The organism is Alteromonas sp. 5NS40-0096 (assembly GCF_057544385.1).
This window is the reverse complement of sequence record NZ_BAAJLQ010000009.1, coordinates 16924-31865: the sequence shown is the minus strand read 5'-3', so window position 1 is coordinate 31865 and position 14942 is coordinate 16924. Positions and strand designations below refer to the sequence as shown.

Below are 14942 nucleotides of genomic sequence, written 5' to 3'. Positions count from 1 at the left end.
GAGTGAAATATAAAAAAACTTATAAATACATATACTTAAGTATTAAAAATAAACTTATTTATTGCATTAAATAAGTTTAACTGGTCAAATTGGGCATTAAGAGAAAGATTGAGGAAGGAAGTGGTTTGAGCTTTTCTTTGCTAAATAAAAGCTTCGTAGTAACAATTGTGCTGCTTATTAGTTGCGCAAGTTTCGCTATTGGTTTTTTTACAAAAAAAGTAAAAATAATTTCTATCCCACCATTAATTGAACAAAATTCGGCCTGTAAAAGCCCACTTTCAGATAATCCAGATACGTTTGACGTCTATGTGACGGAAGGCCGAATTGGTTATTTGGTGCTCGGAGCACTGTGCAATAATGAAGTCGTAAAACGCCAGTACGGTAATGTCAATCTCATCGTCGGCAGGAGTGACTATGACACCTTCAGGTACATCAATCACGGCATCGCCGATTTGGCGCTAGTGAAAACCAACATTGTAGACGCTTTTGCGGCTGAACTCACTCAAGACCTCAAAACTGTCGCGAGTTATCCCGATTACAGTGCCTACTTCATTGCGCTGAAAGAAAAACCCGAACTAAGCAAAGAATATTTGTTGGCCAAGCGTATAGGCTTGCTCGACTACCCAAGTAGCCGATCTGGGCATATAGTGCCTAAGTCTGTCCTGCAGTCTTTAGGGTTAAGTAACGAAAACACGACCATAAAGTACTACAATACACACAAAGAATTGAGAGACATGCTACGAGCAGGTGAAGTCGATATTATCTCGTCGTATTGGGACAATGCCGACGAAAAGCTATTATCAAGCAACTACATTACTCCACTCGAACAAGGTGTTAGCGGCTCTCGTTGGTATATGAAGAACCCCACTCGTAACAGTGACTTACGGTGTGCTCTTCACGACATTCTCAAAGATGTTAGCCTTCAACACCCGAAACCCTACTATCACAAGCTGACATTGGAAGATAAGTGCGTTGGGGAGTCCGTGCAATGAGTACGTTCATCGACCGCAACGAGCAATTTAAAAGAATTGAAGTCACCAATTACGTGTTAGCACTCTTAGTATTTGTGATTTTGCAATTGAGTGCCATGGCGGGACAAAGTTTGTCCAGCTATTTCAATCATCAGGCAACAGTTGCAGAAATCAAACAACGCGTAGGCTTGGATACGCCACATCTCGATTTAGGGAATTCGGCATTAAACACCGTGATTAACGAATCCTCGGTAAAATATTACCTCGATAAGCTGAATGAACACCTAGTCGAGACTGATGCTCACGTCAGAGTATTGAGTATTCAAGGAGTAACCAGTGATAGAGCTGTATTCCCTGAATTTTCTGTTGAAGAACATCAATATCTACTCACCACTGAACAAGATATAAAAATCGACTTAGTGCATCTTCCAGTTTCCAGTGATTGGGCCTTCAGTGTCTTTGCACTCATTGTGAGCTTAGGCGTATTATTTATTCCACAAAATCGATTGGACTCGCTCATCTCGACTTCCAAGGCGGGTGACGTTGATGAAGCTTTGGTTTTAGTAATAGATTTACAGAACAAAACGCTTGCGAGTAGTTTGTCAGGATTATCTGTTCCCTTGCAAAACAAGCCCTTGTGTTTTTACGCTGCACTCGTGAACTATTGCACCGCCTATCCAGACCGTCCTCTACACTTGCACAAAGACATACCGGAAGAACTAGTGAGCTTGGCCAATCGTGTGTTCGCGAGACTTATCGAACTCGGCCACACCAAGCGCAAGCGTCCAGACTTTAACGCCAATCTAGATAAGACCTTAAGCGAAATCCGTGCGGCATTAGACGAAACCTTTGCATACTCTCCTGTCGATAAAGAGAAATTTTATCCACCACGTGCCCAAGGTGAAGGTTCTCGTTCTAGGCAACATTCCTACGCGCTAACGGATATTGCAAAAGAGGACGTTGAATTTATTGGCAGTTAACATTTTTTTAACTGCCAAAAAAAGGGGATAAAATCGCCCCCTAAGCCTTAGCACACCTCATATTTCTTGACCATTTGGTCAGGCCCGCAGGTCAGGTTCATAAAGCCTTTTGTCGCATTCCCCATTGATAAAACCTCACTAAACGCGTATCTTTGCACGATTAATTTTAGAAGATAGATACAGAAGGCTTATGCAATCGCCGCTGATTATTGCTATTTCCGGTGCCTCAGGCTCGGGCAAATCCTTATTCACTGAAAATCTGCTCAGTCATTTTTCTGTGCAGGGTCGTCCCGTACAAGTGCTTCGAGAAGACCACTATTATCGCGCTCAAGACCACTTGCCTATGGCCGCGCGCGAAAAGAATAACTACGATCATCCCAACGCGTTTGAGCATGAGTTATTGAAGTCGCACTTAGAAGATTTACGTCAGGGTAAACCTATCGATTACCCGCATTATTGTTACAAGACGCACACTCGCCTGCCTGAAACCGAGCGTTTGGCACCAGCACCCGTCATTATTTTGGAAGGGATCATGCTGTTGGCTCGAGCAGAACTTTTACCTTTGTTCGACGTAAAGATCTTCATCGATACCCCATTAGATATCTGTCTAATGAGACGTATGATCCGCGATATAAACGAGCGCGGAAGAACCATTGAATCTGTTGCAAAACAATACGAAGCGACGGTTAAACCTATGTACCACCAGTTCATTGAGCCAAGCCGTTTCACGGCGGATGTCGTGGTCACTCAAGGTGGTAAAAACCAAATCGCTCTAGATGTGATCAAATCACATATCCAGCAAGCGCTAATGTAAGGATAACAATATGACGGGTCTACTGGGCATAGTATTGCTGCTCGGCATCGCCTATGCGATGTCTTCTGCGCGCAGTGATATTAACTGGCGAACAGTCGGAGGTGCGTTTGCACTACAAGCATTGATTGGTGGGTTCATTCTCTACTTTGAACCAGGTATTCAATTGTTACTGTCATTGACTAAATTTGTCGGCAGTATCATTGATTACAGCCAAGAGGGCATCAACTTCTTGTTTGGCCCTGTGGGTGACAAGTCCCTCGGCTTTATTTTTGCCTTCAATGTACTCCCCGTCATCATCTTTTTCTCTTCACTTATTGCAGTTTTGTATCACCTAAAAGTGATGTCCTGGGTAATTCGTATTATCGGTGGGTTCTTACAAAAAGTACTTAACACCAGCCGCCCAGAATCAATGTCAGCCGCTGCGAATATTTTTGTTGGCCAAACAGAGGCGCCGTTGGTCGTTAGGCCTTTTATTCCGCACATGACACGTTCTGAGCTGTTTGCCGTCATGGTGGGCGGTTTGGCCTCAATTGCTGGCTCGGTCATGGCTGGCTACGCGGGAATGGGCGTAGAATTGAAATACTTGTTAGCTGCGAGTTTCATGGCTGCGCCCGGCGGTTTGCTGATGGCTAAAATCATGCAACCTGAGATTCAAGAGCCAAACAATGAGCTAGATCAAGTCGACGCTGACGATAGCAGTTATGCTAATGTTTTCGACGCGGCTGCCAGTGGCGCAGCCTCAGGCTTACAACTGGCGCTGAATGTTGGCGCTATGCTTTTAGCATTCGTGGCACTGATAGCCATGTTTAATGGTTTAATTGGTTGGGCTGGAGAGTTGTTTGGATACGACGACCTGACGTTCCAACAGATTCTCGGTTTTGTTTTGCAACCGCTTGCTTGGGCAATTGGTGTGCCGTGGGAGGATGCTAATCTCGCTGGTAGCTTCATTGGTCAAAAAATGGTGGTAAACGAATTTGTTGCCTATCTTGATTATGTTAAGCATCAAGACCAACTATCGCCAATCACACAGGCGATTGTAACCTTTGCGTTGTGCGGATTTGCCAACTTGTCATCCATTGCCATTTTAATGGGTGGTATTGGTGCAATGGCCCCAACGCGTCGTAAAGAAATTGCTTCGCTAGGTTTGAAAGCTGTCATCGCTGCTACCCTCTCAAACCTGATGAGCGCAGCCCTGGCCGGGTTCTACCTGTCGCTGGGTTAGTAAAAAGGCTCGCGCCTTTTTATTACCTATGCTTCCAGGCTAATAAAATGCAGCCCAATAAGATGTACTAGGATTGTATATGAAATTAGAAGCCGTAGATTACACAGCAAGCAATGCGAAAGAGTTGTTTGTGCAATCATTGCGCGACACTGGGTTTGGTGTGCTTAAAAATCACCCTATCCAGCAAGAAAAAGTTCAAGCTATTTATGACACATGGCAGAAGTTCTTCGACAGTGAAGACAAAAACAACTATGTGTACAACAAAGGTACGCAAGATGGTTTTTTCCCTCAAAGCGTATCTGAAGTAGCCAAAGGCTTTAAAAAGAAAGACATCAAAGAGTATTACCACTTTTATCCTTGGGGCCAATGTCCTGATGAGTTAAGAGAGCAACTTCAAGACTACTATGACAGCGCCAACGCATTGGCTGCCGAATTGTTAGGCTGGATTGAAGAATACTCGCCAGTCGATGTCAGCAGTAAATACAGTGCACCGCTGTCTTCTATGATTGAAAATAGTGACCAAACACTATTGCGTGTTTTACATTATCCACCGTTAAGTGGCGATGAAGAACCAGAAGCTATCCGCGCGGCAGCCCATGAAGATATTAATTTAATTACGATATTACCTGCGGCAAATGAACCCGGCTTACAAGTTAAAGGCACAGCCGATACATGGTTAGACGTACCGAGTGATTTTGGTAACTTAATCATTAACATTGGTGATATGTTGCAAGAAGCTTCGGGGCATTACTTCCCGTCTACCACTCACCGTGTAGTAAACCCTGAAAACTCAGATATGACGAAGTCCCGCATTTCGCTACCATTGTTTTTGCACCCTCGCCCAGATGTAAAATTATCTGAGCGCTATACTGCAGAATCCTATTTGCAGGAACGTTTGAGAGAACTTGGTGTTATTTAACGTTAAACACTGAAAAAAGCCTGCTTTGCAGGCTTTTTTAGTTATTGGCTGTGAATAAATGACAACTTGCCCCGATAGCGGTGAGCCACATCATCATTAGCGTAACGTTCTGCCAATGACAAAAACCGCTCGGCCTTAGTTAGATCGCCCAGCTCATAGTAGGTTTTTCCCAAACCAAAAAGCACTTCATGGCGTTTTCCATCCAATTTGTAAGCTCGACGATAAAAGACTAATGCATCCTCTAATTTTCCGGCATCCAGCGCCTGTTCACCCAAAATGAAGTGATAAAAGGGATTTTCTGCTCTACGCCGCTTTACCATTTGAATAATGTTAGCTGCCGTCTCTTTATCACCCGAGTAATTATAAAGCACAGCCATGTTTTCCCACGCTGTTAGGTTTTCGGTATCGAGCGTCAGTGCCATTTTATAAGCATTGGAAGCGTCGCTATACGCATCGTGCATGCGGTAGAGAATACCCAAATTAACCCACGCATCGGACAAGGTACTATCTGTTAGCAAGGCTCCCCTGAGATAGGCATAGGCCTTATCGAACTCTTTGCTAATCAACGCTTCAGCGCCGATATTGTTGTAAAACATAGCAACGATCCGGGTTTTGCCTATCGCCCGTCGTTTGAAGTGTTTGCGCATGTCTTGTGGATCAAAATCGACATTCACAAAATCAGTGATCATACGCGACGAAGTGAGCTCATTCGTTTCGATTTTTAAATTGATATGACCGTTAAGTAGGCTGAAACCATCTCTTCGAGTCCAATACTCAGGAATATCAACTTCAAAAAACTCTGCATCGTACCCCGCATAATCAGCAAGTGCATACGTCATAATTGATAACGACAAACAGTTTGCCTGTTGATTCAAAAAAGTAGTATCAGCGACGGAGTTAGCGTTATTTAGGTAGGTCAAACCCAGCTCGGCTCTGTCGAAAATTCTATTCACCAGATGGCGCATATTTTGAGAGTCTGTTTGTTGCTTGCTTTTCGACAAATCAACAAAGGCTTTCGCTTCTTCCCCAAGATAAAAAATCTGTTCCGGTTGCTCCAATTGATACTGCTGAAAATTGGGAAACAAATCATCATTAAAGCGGCTTGTTATATCGCCTGCCGTTTTAGTTGAGCCAGCACACCCACTGAGCACTGTGAGTAGCAAGGCCCCCAACCACAGTGGCTGTAGTTGGCGCATCGGTTGGAAAGTGAATTGCATGATCACGTTGCCTCCTCACAGTAGCGATACCTGTTCAAGTATAGATTAGACTGAGAATTTTACATAACTGTAACATTTGCGACGATTGCGACCATTTCGACGATTAATCGACGAAATTCACGATTTTTTCTTTACAGTTGCGCTATTTTTTGGGCATATTTTAACCGGGTGTGGCTAAATCCATGTGAGTTGAAACAACTGACATGGATTTAGCTATCAAGAAAGGGAAGCGTCATGATCAGAGTTGTGTTTAATCAGAAAGGTGGGGTCGGCAAATCGACAATAAGCACAAATTTGGCGGCGCAAAGTGCAAAATCTGGGCTTAAAACGCTCTTAGTAGACCTAGACGCGCAGGGAAATAGCACCCATTATGCGGGCGTAGACGTAAGTGAAGACACACTTACTGTAGCAGATATGTTTAAACAGGTTGTTGGTTGGTTCAGCACGCCTAACAAGCCAATAGACTACGTACAAGCGTCGCCATTTGAAAACCTCTTTGTTATGCCCGCCTCTCCTGCACTGGCCGATCTAGAGCGTGAGCTTGAGTCTAGGTATAAGATGTTTAAGCTCAGGGACACTTTAAAGACGCTAAGCGAGACCTTCGATCAGATTTTTATTGATACGCCACCAAATTTTAACTTCTATTCGAAAGCCGCCCTCATTGCCGCTGACGGCTTTATTGTACCGTTTGATTGTGACGACTTTTCTGCACAAGCGATCCATCGTCTATTAGAAAACGCTATGGAATTGAAAACAGACCACAATGAAAACCTTGCCTTACAAGGTATTGTTATCAATCAATTCAACAGTCAAGCCAGGTTACCCACAGAACTGGTTAATACCTTGAAAGATCAAGGGCTACCTGTATTAGAGAGCCGGTTGAGCGCGACGGTGAAAGTAAAGGAATCTCACTCCGAGCGAACGCCCTTGCCTTTCTATCTGCCCAAACACAAAATCAGTATGCAGATTGCTGATTTGTTTAACGAACTACATCAGTAAAAATAAAAACGCCAACAGCGATCAGCACTGCACCTGCGAGTTGCTCTTGTCGAATTGCCCATACGGGTGATTGGCTGATCCATTTTCCAATGCGGTGAGACAGAGCGATCACCGAAAAATCACTGAACAATGCGATAACACAGTAAAGCATGCCGAGGAATAAAATCTGTAATGTCATATTGCCGTTTGAGGGGTCAGCAAACTGGGGCAAAAAAGCCACAAAGAACAGCACGGTTTTTGGATTCGATAACTCGACTAACACACTTTGTTTTGCCAATCTCAATGGGGCCCCTTTAACAGGTGATTTCAATTCCGGCTTGTGGGCGAGGTAGATTGCTTTAGCGCCGAGGAACAATAAGTATCCGCCACCAGCGATTTGAATAATAGTCACGACGTTGGGATATAACTTGAGTAAAGCACCAAAACCAAACGCCGACAAAGTCACATAGATTACACTACCCAGTGCCATACCCAGTGAGCAAGCAATGCCAGCCCTGACACCACTGCCCAATGTACACGCCATAATGTACATATTGGATGGCCCGGGAGATAAGCAAAGTATCAGTACAGCAATGCTAAAGGTTATCAAGGTATCGAGGGGAATCACCAAATTGAACCGTTCATCTAAATGAAGGCGTATAGACTAACACAAGTGAATGCATTGACGGTCGGTTTCACGACGTTCGATGCGAATATTAGGTAAAGTTTAAATAAGTCAGGTGTTTAAATGGCAAGATTTAAGATTCGACCTATACTCGAAATAGCAAGGAGCGACTAGCTCTTCACTGTGTAAAGAAGAAAACGGCAAACAGGGAGTGTTCTCTTGAATTTTCTTAACCGACTTTCCATCCTACAGCTTACAATTGTTGGTGTGGGTATTCTTACTGCATCACTGGCATTTCTTGTAGTTAAGGACATTAACCGCTCGTTCAATGAAAAAGGTGATGCGGAACTCGATATCCGGTTAATAGACCTTCTCGACAGCATAGAAAAAATAGCCCATAACCATGCAGTGGAACGGGGACTCACAGCCGGCTATTTAGGCAACCCCAATAGCGAAGCCAAGCAGAAAGTCGACAACCAGCGCACAAAGGCCAACACTGCCGTTGATTCAATGGTTTTATTGCTCGAACAAGACTGGCCTTCTGAGCTTAAGGTTCAGGAAAAGCTCCGGGCATTGCAGGGGCAGATTAGCCGCAAGTCCAATATTCGCGGCGAAGTAGACCGCACCATAGGCAAGAACGCCTTTACCTATTACAGCCGTTTAAATGCCATGGCATTGAATGCTGCAAACTCACTGATGCTGAGTGTAAATGACCCAGATTCAAAAGCAGATTTAGCCCATGCCCTGCTGTTTGCTCAACTCAAAGAACGAATGGGCCAATTGCGCGGTAAGGCCAATGGTGTACTCGCAAGGCAACAAATTAATGGTGCATTAAAAGAAGAGCTAGCGACCTACTTTAACGAAATTCAGTACGTATCTGAAAAACTTAATTATTCGCTAACAGGTGAATTCAAAGACGATTTCCAGAGTGTAATGAACTCTTCAGATGCACAGCGGATAAAGCAAATTGCCGAAGAGCTTTTGGCTGAAGACACTAATTTCACATCCCTACCAAACAATAGTCAGTGGTTTGCTATGGCAACACAGCAAATTGGCCAAGTGAAAGGCTTATTGGATAAAAAGTGGACGAAAATCAAAGCAGAAGCCAATGATAAAAGTGCATACGAAGATACGATGCTTGTAACAAACATCGCCATCATTGCCTTCGTTATTGTGACACTGGTTGTAATTTACCGTACGTTGTTCGCCATTTTGAGCCGGCAACTTCAGCGGTTAACCGATAACCTCAACAAGATCGCAGACAACGGCGACTTAACAGTCGATGTATCACTGCGCTCCGACAACGAACTGGGTTCGATTTCACGCTCGGTAAATAAGACTATTTTGGCGCTAAAAGACTTGATAAGTGGTCTCGACCAGTCTATTGCCGCCAGCAGCCGCTTGTCTTCTGAGTTAGACTCCTCGTCTTCATCCATGCTCGCTGACGCTGGCGAAACTCAACAAAAAGCCATGAGTATTGCATCGGCAATTGAAGAGATGGCTGCTACCAGTGGCGAAATCGCCCGCTCATCAATTGAAACACTAGAGGCCAGTAAAGGGTTAGACACACTTGCTCTTGAAGCACAGAATGCCAATGACGATATTCGCAAGGCCATGGAGCAACTCAGAGACGACATGCAAGAGGTTGAATCCAATGCAGGCGCAATGGAGCAGCAAGTCTCGGAAATCAGTAGTATTCTGGAAACGATTAATACCCTGTCGGACCAAACGAATTTACTGGCATTAAATGCCGCGATTGAGGCTGCTCGTGCTGGGGAGCATGGCAGAGGGTTTGCGGTTGTAGCAGATGAAGTAAGAAAGCTAGCGCAAGGCAGTCGCGAGTCATCCGATAAAATTTCCTCGCTACTTTCTACTTTGCAAGATGCGAGTATTGTCGTAGTCAAGGGGATCAGTAAGAATACCGAAGCGGCCCGTCATTCTGTCGCAGTAACCGAGGTAGGAGAAGCAACAGCAAAACAAGTCCAAGAAGCCGCGTCGAATGTAGAACAGATGGCAAACAGTATGTCAGCTGCTGCAGAGCAACAATCCACCACAGCATCGCAAGTCGCACAAGATATACTGGGCGTTCAAGACGCAGCCTCCCACGAAGTCGATATCGCTCGAGGCCTAAAGGAACTCTCAGATAAAATGCAGGCCAACAATGATGTGTTACAACTGACAATGGACAACTTCAAGATTGAGTAGGTCTTGTTGACCTGATGAGTTATTGAATCTCAACGGCGTTAATTGACTTGGTATGTAACAAATCATTGATAGTTAGATTGCCAGTGTTATTCATTTGATGACACTGTGCAAACCAAAGTTGCAACGTGGCCAATGCATCATCTAATGCATTGTGTGCAGGCACATTAGGCAAACCCAGCCTATGCCGGCACGCACTGAGCGTGGCCCCACCCGGTGGCACAATTTGGTTTGTTTTCTCAAATTGGTATACCGCCAGTTTTAGGGTATCGATAGTAACAATGGTCGGTAGCGACAAACCATTGGCGATGAATGCCGTTCTCAATATTGCCATATCCAAACTGGCATTGTGAAACAGCCAAATATGGCTACTTGCGAAAGTCGCTAATGTGTTTAGTGCTTCTTTTAAGTGACAACCGTTTGCTAAGCTACTGGCTGTCAGCCCATGGATGACAGGGCTTTGTGCCAAATCCCCCTTCGCGCGAATCACGTTGTAGTAGCTAGAAGACATATCGATGTTGCCATTGAGGCCACTAATCCATCCAATTGAAGTCACTTTTGCCTTTTGCGTATCGAGTGATGTCAGTTCTAAATCGATGGCTAGCAGGGGCAGATCGCTCAACAACTTACCATCAACATGGTGTGGCAGTGATGTGCCAGACAGCAAATCACCCAATTTGCTAAACCAACTTATGCCCATGCTTTCTCCCATTATCGATATCGCTACATCAACCAATGTTGACTAGAGCGCGCTATTCCACGATGGCATTGCCCTGACAGATGAACTTAGCTCATACCACCCGCAAATTTCATCACGGCAGACTGCTGCGCGCGATCAATCGCCTTAAATGCGGCTTTCAATTGATGCTTTTCAATTGAGGACAGTTCACTGATACTCACCAGGTTATCTGTCACGCCATGGGATAATTGATGACGCCAGCGTAAGCGATTTAAAAACAACCAAATATCCCGTAAGTTATTTGCGTCTTTTTGCGACAGTCCAGTGTTAGCAGGTAAATTCGCCAGTCTCGCCAACGTTGCTGGCATCGACAAGCCCTGTTCTAAGGCATATAGCCTGACTAAGTTATTGATAAGCGCTATCGCTCTTACCTTCAAGTCAATGGCATCTTTTACCTTTGTATTTTTTTCAAATACGAATTTTTGAAACATAGAAAGTGGCACAGCAATATCATTGGTATGTCTCGCCAACGCCGCTAAAAACATTTTTTGCTGTAACAATGGGCGTCTTGCATCTTGCATCTTACGGAACAAATCCAGATCGCCGGCTGCGGCTCTAGCATCCAGGAAGATGTTAAAATGCATTATCGCCTCACTTGTCGGTGCATTGACCCAGCCCTTCGCCTCATCTATTGCTTGGTCAACTGATAAACGCAGAGCCGAGTTAGACGCCATAATGTTGCCAGGGCAAAGTTTGATACCGCACTTACCTAGCCCCTGACAAACATATTGAGAAAGGCGCGTAAAATATTCAGCTTCTTCAGGTTTAGGCTGTCGTTCTAACAACAGGCCATTATCTTGATCCGACCCCATGGTTTGGTCTTCTCTCGCTTGAGAACCATATACTATCCAACAGTAACGCATCGGCGCTTGACCGTGTTGCTGTTGAAAAAAAGTGATCAGTTTACGGGTCATGATATCAGTCGCCTGCGACAATACTTTCCCGGCAATATCAAAATCACCAGCCCGCTTAGCATGTGTCGCGAAATAGTGAGGAATTCGCCACGCAGCGTTGGATAGTTCATACAAACTACTGGCTTTCGACAACTCGCCAATAACATAAAGCACATTGCCCTTTTGTTGGCGAACGACGTCAGAAGTGGTAATCATGCCCATCGGTTGTCGGCTTGCCCTATCAACAACAGGGAGATGGTGAATATTGCGTTCGCTCATCATCGCCATGGCATCAAATAGTGTCTTGTTTTGTGTGATCATGGCGGGGGCGGGCGTCATAATGTTGGCCACTGCCTCTTGTGGGTCTCTGTTTTCGGCAACGACTCGGCTGCGTAAATCTCGATCTGTCACTATCCCCTGTAGCAAGCCGTTCTGCGTAATCAGTAGAGAGGAGACCTTATTGTCAGTCATCACTTTGGCAGCGTGAGTAATGCTTGTTGACAGGTCAGCAGAAACAGGCGCTTTTTCAATGATTTCTTCAAGCGGTTTGTACAACCACATCGAATTGGAATCCGTAACCGCTTGATTTTGTAACGCGTCAGCTTGGGTACTTTGGAAAAAATGGTTTATGGCAGGAATCGACAGCAGATTAACAAAAGTCTCTGGTGCGAAACAATAGACTAACCCAGGCTCGTCTATTTTAACCGACAATGGATAGTCCACGTTATCTAAAATCCCGTGATACCCAAAGTAATCCCCTTCACTCAAATGTCGAATGGCGTTATCTGAATCCTTGACAGAGAATTGACCACTGCTAATAAGGTATAAGCGACCGCGATTTTGCTCGAGCAATAATTGTTGGTTTTCTGGTGTGAGGTACAGGAGGTTAGCACTGTTTACCAATGCCTGAATTTGTTCATCGCCCAGCGTATCAAAGGGCGCAGATGTACTCAGAAAATCTCGTGTTTGTTGTGGTGTCACTGCCATTGCCGTTTCCATCCTTTCATTCATCCGTCTAGCCTAGTGCAATTGACTCGCAGCCATCGTGAGCTAGATCAGTATTTTGGAGATTTACCTAGGACGTGTAGCGCTTCGCGAAACGCTATCGATACCGCCAACAAGACGCGAAACAAAAAAGGCCCACTCTGTGGAGTGAGCCTTTGACTTAGCACGTTAGGCTAGTGTGCAGACGCTTCTCCTGCGCCCTTGGGATAACGAATATCCTCTACCAGCTGCTGAATTTCTACTGGCGCTTCATCTGTCATTTTGAATACTGCAAATGCCACGATGAAATTAACCATCATACCTAGCGTTCCAATACCCTCAGGTGAAATACCAAACCACCAGTTAGCTGGAACATTCGCTGTAGGGTTAACAAACTTGAAGTAAATGATATAGGCGGCAGTAAATGCGATACCAGACACCATACCGGCAATAGCCCCTTTGTCATTCATACGTTTGCTGAAAATACCCATGATAATCGCAGGGAAGAAGCTCGATGCAGCGAGTCCGAAGGCAAAGGCCACCACCTGCGCCACGAAGCCGGGCGGATTAATACCAAAGTATCCGGCGATCATTATCGCAACACCAGCTGCCAATCTCGCGTAGAAGAGTTCCGCCTTATCGGTAATATTGGGCGCAAAGTTTCGTTTGAGTAAATCGTGAGATACGGATGTTGAAATGACCAGTAGCAAGCCTGCGGAAGTAGATAGCGCGGCAGCTACGCCACCCGCGGCCACAAGGGCAATCACCCAAGCTGGTAGGTTAGCAATTTCTGGATTAGCCAATACCATGATGTCGCGGTCAACTTTCATTTCATTGCGTTCATCACCAGCATAGAACATTTTGCCATCGCCATTTTTGTCTTCCCAAGAAATCAGACCCGTTTTTTCCCAGTTCTTAATCCAAGTCGGCGCTTCAGCGTATGATGTACCTGTCATTTCAGAGCCGTTGATTGTCTCAATCATGTTAGTACGGGCAAAAGCAGCTAGCGACGGTGCCGTTGTGTAAAGAATGGCTATAAATGCCAGCGCCCAACCTGCGCTCTTACGTGCATCGCGTACTTTTGGCACGGTGAAGAAACGCACAATAACGTGTGGAAGACCTGCTGTACCTACCATCAATGCAAACGTAATAAAGAAGACATCAATCATGCTCTTCGTACCGTCAGTATATTGAGTAAAGCCGAGTTCAACGGAGAGCTGGTCGAGCTTGGCAAGCATGTGCATCCCCGAGCCATCAGCTAATGTTGCACCAAAGCCCGTTTGCGGAAGAATGTGACCGGTTACCATCATTGAGATGAAAACAGCTGGCACTAGGTAAGCAAAAATCAGAACGCAGTATTGCGCAACCTGAGTGTAGGTGATCCCTTTCATACCACCGAGTACGGTGTAGAAGAAGACAATTCCCATACCGATGACAACACCAGTTACGATGTCAACTTCAAGGAACCGACTAAACACCACGCCAACGCCACGCATTTGGCCTGCAACGTATGTAAAGCAAACGAAGATCGCACAGAATACGGCAACGGTTCTTGCAGTTTGAGAGTAGTAACGATCACCGATAAAATCTGGCACGGTGAATTTGCCGAATTTTCTTAGGTATGGTGCCAAGCACAGTGCCAATAACACATAACCGCCAGTCCAGCCCATTAAGTAAACCGCACCGTCATATCCCATGAACGAGATAAGGCCCGCCATCGAAATGAATGACGCCGCAGACATCCAGTCAGCAGCCGTTGCCATACCATTCATTACCGGAGGAACACCACCACCAGCAACGTAAAAGTCTGTTGTCGACCCAGCTCTTGCCCAGATGGCAATGCCGATATACAGTGCAAACGACGCACCGACAATAATGAAAGTCAATAATTGAACATCCATGGGGTTACTCCTCGTCTACGCCGTATTTTTTGTCTAATGCATTCATTTTCGCCATGTAAACGAAAATCAATGCGACAAATACATAAATTGAGCCTTGTTGTGCAAACCAAAAGCCTAGTTTAAAACCAAAAAACTGAATTTCATTGAGTACATCGACAAACAAAATGCCAGCACCAAACGACACTAGGAACCACACGACGAGCAGTTTACCGAGAAGGGAGAGGTTCTCCTTCCAGTACGCAGACTTGTCATCTTCATTCTTAAAAGCCATCTTTTCGCCCTCTTATAAGGTTAACTTGATGTGTTATTTTTACATTTTCCTAACGGGGAGATTTTCGCGTAACTCCACCATGCTTTCGCTTCTACTCTCGTTGGCAAATTCACGCAAAAACCCCACCAATAGAAGCATTGGTAATACTCTAGACCCGCAATCGCGATCTACAAATGAGACCATGGTCGTAGGTTGGTTTAGACAACTATGGTTATAATGACGGCAG

The 14942-nt window shown here is 45.0% G+C and carries 13 protein-coding genes; 7 read left to right on the top strand and 6 right to left on the bottom strand.

Features of this window, described 5'->3' with window-relative positions; all coding sequences use genetic code 11:
* Nucleotides 1-125: 125 nt before the first annotated feature.
* From AC27G9_RS19630 to AC27G9_RS19610, 5 genes are all read left to right on the top strand, one after another.
* Nucleotides 126-992 carry a hypothetical protein gene (locus AC27G9_RS19630; protein WP_487076182.1) on the top strand — a complete coding sequence of 289 codons (867 nt, stop codon included), beginning with the start codon at nucleotides 126-128 and terminating at the stop codon, nucleotides 990-992.
* Complete coding sequence (locus AC27G9_RS19625; RefSeq protein WP_487076181.1) at nucleotides 989-1951, top strand: hypothetical protein; 963 nt, start codon at nucleotides 989-991, stop codon at nucleotides 1949-1951. Before AC27G9_RS19630 ends, AC27G9_RS19625 begins: the two co-directional genes overlap by 4 nt.
* A gap of 190 nt (nucleotides 1952-2141) precedes the next feature.
* The gene (gene udk, locus AC27G9_RS19620) at nucleotides 2142-2765 is read left to right on the top strand and encodes a uridine kinase (RefSeq protein WP_487076180.1); all 624 of its coding nucleotides are present in this window, start codon (nucleotides 2142-2144) and stop codon (nucleotides 2763-2765) included.
* Nucleotides 2766-2775: 10 nt separating this feature from the next.
* Entirely contained in the window at nucleotides 2776-3987 is a 1212-nt protein-coding gene (locus AC27G9_RS19615) for a NupC/NupG family nucleoside CNT transporter (protein WP_487076179.1), read from the top strand.
* A 79-nt stretch (nucleotides 3988-4066) separates the two neighbouring features.
* The gene (locus AC27G9_RS19610; protein WP_487076178.1) at nucleotides 4067-4906 is read left to right on the top strand and encodes an isopenicillin N synthase family dioxygenase; all 840 of its coding nucleotides are present in this window, start codon (nucleotides 4067-4069) and stop codon (nucleotides 4904-4906) included.
* A 41-nt stretch (nucleotides 4907-4947) separates the two neighbouring features.
* Here the strand turns inward: AC27G9_RS19610 and AC27G9_RS19605 are convergent, their stop codons facing one another.
* Entirely contained in the window at nucleotides 4948-6123 is a 1176-nt protein-coding gene (locus tag AC27G9_RS19605) for a tetratricopeptide repeat protein (RefSeq protein WP_487076177.1), read from the bottom strand.
* Between the two features lie 234 nt (nucleotides 6124-6357).
* Between AC27G9_RS19605 and AC27G9_RS19600 the strand changes: the two genes are divergently transcribed.
* A complete protein-coding gene (locus AC27G9_RS19600) occupies nucleotides 6358-7122 on the top strand; it encodes a ParA family protein (protein ID WP_487076176.1) in 765 nt (254 codons plus the stop codon).
* Here AC27G9_RS19600 and AC27G9_RS19595 read toward each other — a convergent pair.
* The gene (locus AC27G9_RS19595; protein WP_487076306.1) at nucleotides 7103-7729 is read right to left on the bottom strand and encodes a LysE family translocator; all 627 of its coding nucleotides are present in this window, start codon (nucleotides 7727-7729) and stop codon (nucleotides 7103-7105) included. The two genes, AC27G9_RS19600 and AC27G9_RS19595, sit on opposite strands and share 20 nt — an antisense overlap.
* A gap of 216 nt (nucleotides 7730-7945) precedes the next feature.
* Between AC27G9_RS19595 and AC27G9_RS19590 the strand changes: the two genes are divergently transcribed.
* Nucleotides 7946-9931 carry a methyl-accepting chemotaxis protein gene (locus AC27G9_RS19590; protein ID WP_487076175.1) on the top strand — a complete coding sequence of 662 codons (1986 nt, stop codon included), beginning with the start codon at nucleotides 7946-7948 and terminating at the stop codon, nucleotides 9929-9931.
* A 19-nt stretch (nucleotides 9932-9950) separates the two neighbouring features.
* Here AC27G9_RS19590 and AC27G9_RS19585 read toward each other — a convergent pair whose 3' ends face one another.
* The 4 genes from AC27G9_RS19585 to AC27G9_RS19570 form a co-directional block, all read right to left on the bottom strand.
* Nucleotides 9951-10628 (bottom strand): 3'-5' exonuclease, encoded by a 678-nt coding sequence (locus AC27G9_RS19585; RefSeq protein ID WP_487076174.1) that lies wholly within the window; start codon nucleotides 10626-10628, stop codon nucleotides 9951-9953.
* An 86-nt stretch (nucleotides 10629-10714) separates the two neighbouring features.
* The gene (locus tag AC27G9_RS19580; RefSeq protein ID WP_487076305.1) at nucleotides 10715-12547 is read right to left on the bottom strand and encodes a DUF294 nucleotidyltransferase-like domain-containing protein; all 1833 of its coding nucleotides are present in this window, start codon (nucleotides 12545-12547) and stop codon (nucleotides 10715-10717) included.
* Between the two features lie 191 nt (nucleotides 12548-12738).
* Nucleotides 12739-14445, bottom strand: a complete 1707-nt coding sequence (locus AC27G9_RS19575) for a sodium:solute symporter family protein (protein ID WP_487076173.1) — start codon at nucleotides 14443-14445, stop codon at nucleotides 12739-12741.
* 4 nt (nucleotides 14446-14449) lie between these two features.
* A complete protein-coding gene (locus tag AC27G9_RS19570) occupies nucleotides 14450-14716 on the bottom strand; it encodes a DUF4212 domain-containing protein (protein WP_487076172.1) in 267 nt (88 codons plus the stop codon).
* Nucleotides 14717-14942 lie beyond the last annotated feature (226 nt).

Coding starts and splice junctions, on each gene's coding strand:
- udk (WP_487076180.1), top strand. CDS start 2,142: ATGCAATCGCCGCTGATTATTGCTATTTCCGGTGCCTCAGGCTCGGGC.
- AC27G9_RS19615 (WP_487076179.1), top strand. CDS start 2,776: ATGACGGGTCTACTGGGCATAGTATTGCTGCTCGGCATCGCCTATGCG.
- AC27G9_RS19605 (WP_487076177.1), bottom strand. CDS start 6,123: ATGCAATTCACTTTCCAACCGATGCGCCAACTACAGCCACTGTGGTTG.
- AC27G9_RS19580 (WP_487076305.1), bottom strand. CDS start 12,547: ATGGCAGTGACACCACAACAAACACGAGATTTTCTGAGTACATCTGCG.
- AC27G9_RS19570 (WP_487076172.1), bottom strand. CDS start 14,716: ATGGCTTTTAAGAATGAAGATGACAAGTCTGCGTACTGGAAGGAGAAC.
- AC27G9_RS19575 (WP_487076173.1), bottom strand. CDS start 14,445: ATGGATGTTCAATTATTGACTTTCATTATTGTCGGTGCGTCGTTTGCA.
- AC27G9_RS19585 (WP_487076174.1), bottom strand. CDS start 10,628: ATGGGCATAAGTTGGTTTAGCAAATTGGGTGATTTGCTGTCTGGCACA.
- AC27G9_RS19610 (WP_487076178.1), top strand. CDS start 4,067: ATGAAATTAGAAGCCGTAGATTACACAGCAAGCAATGCGAAAGAGTTG.
- AC27G9_RS19600 (WP_487076176.1), top strand. CDS start 6,358: ATGATCAGAGTTGTGTTTAATCAGAAAGGTGGGGTCGGCAAATCGACA.
- AC27G9_RS19625 (WP_487076181.1), top strand. CDS start 989: ATGAGTACGTTCATCGACCGCAACGAGCAATTTAAAAGAATTGAAGTC.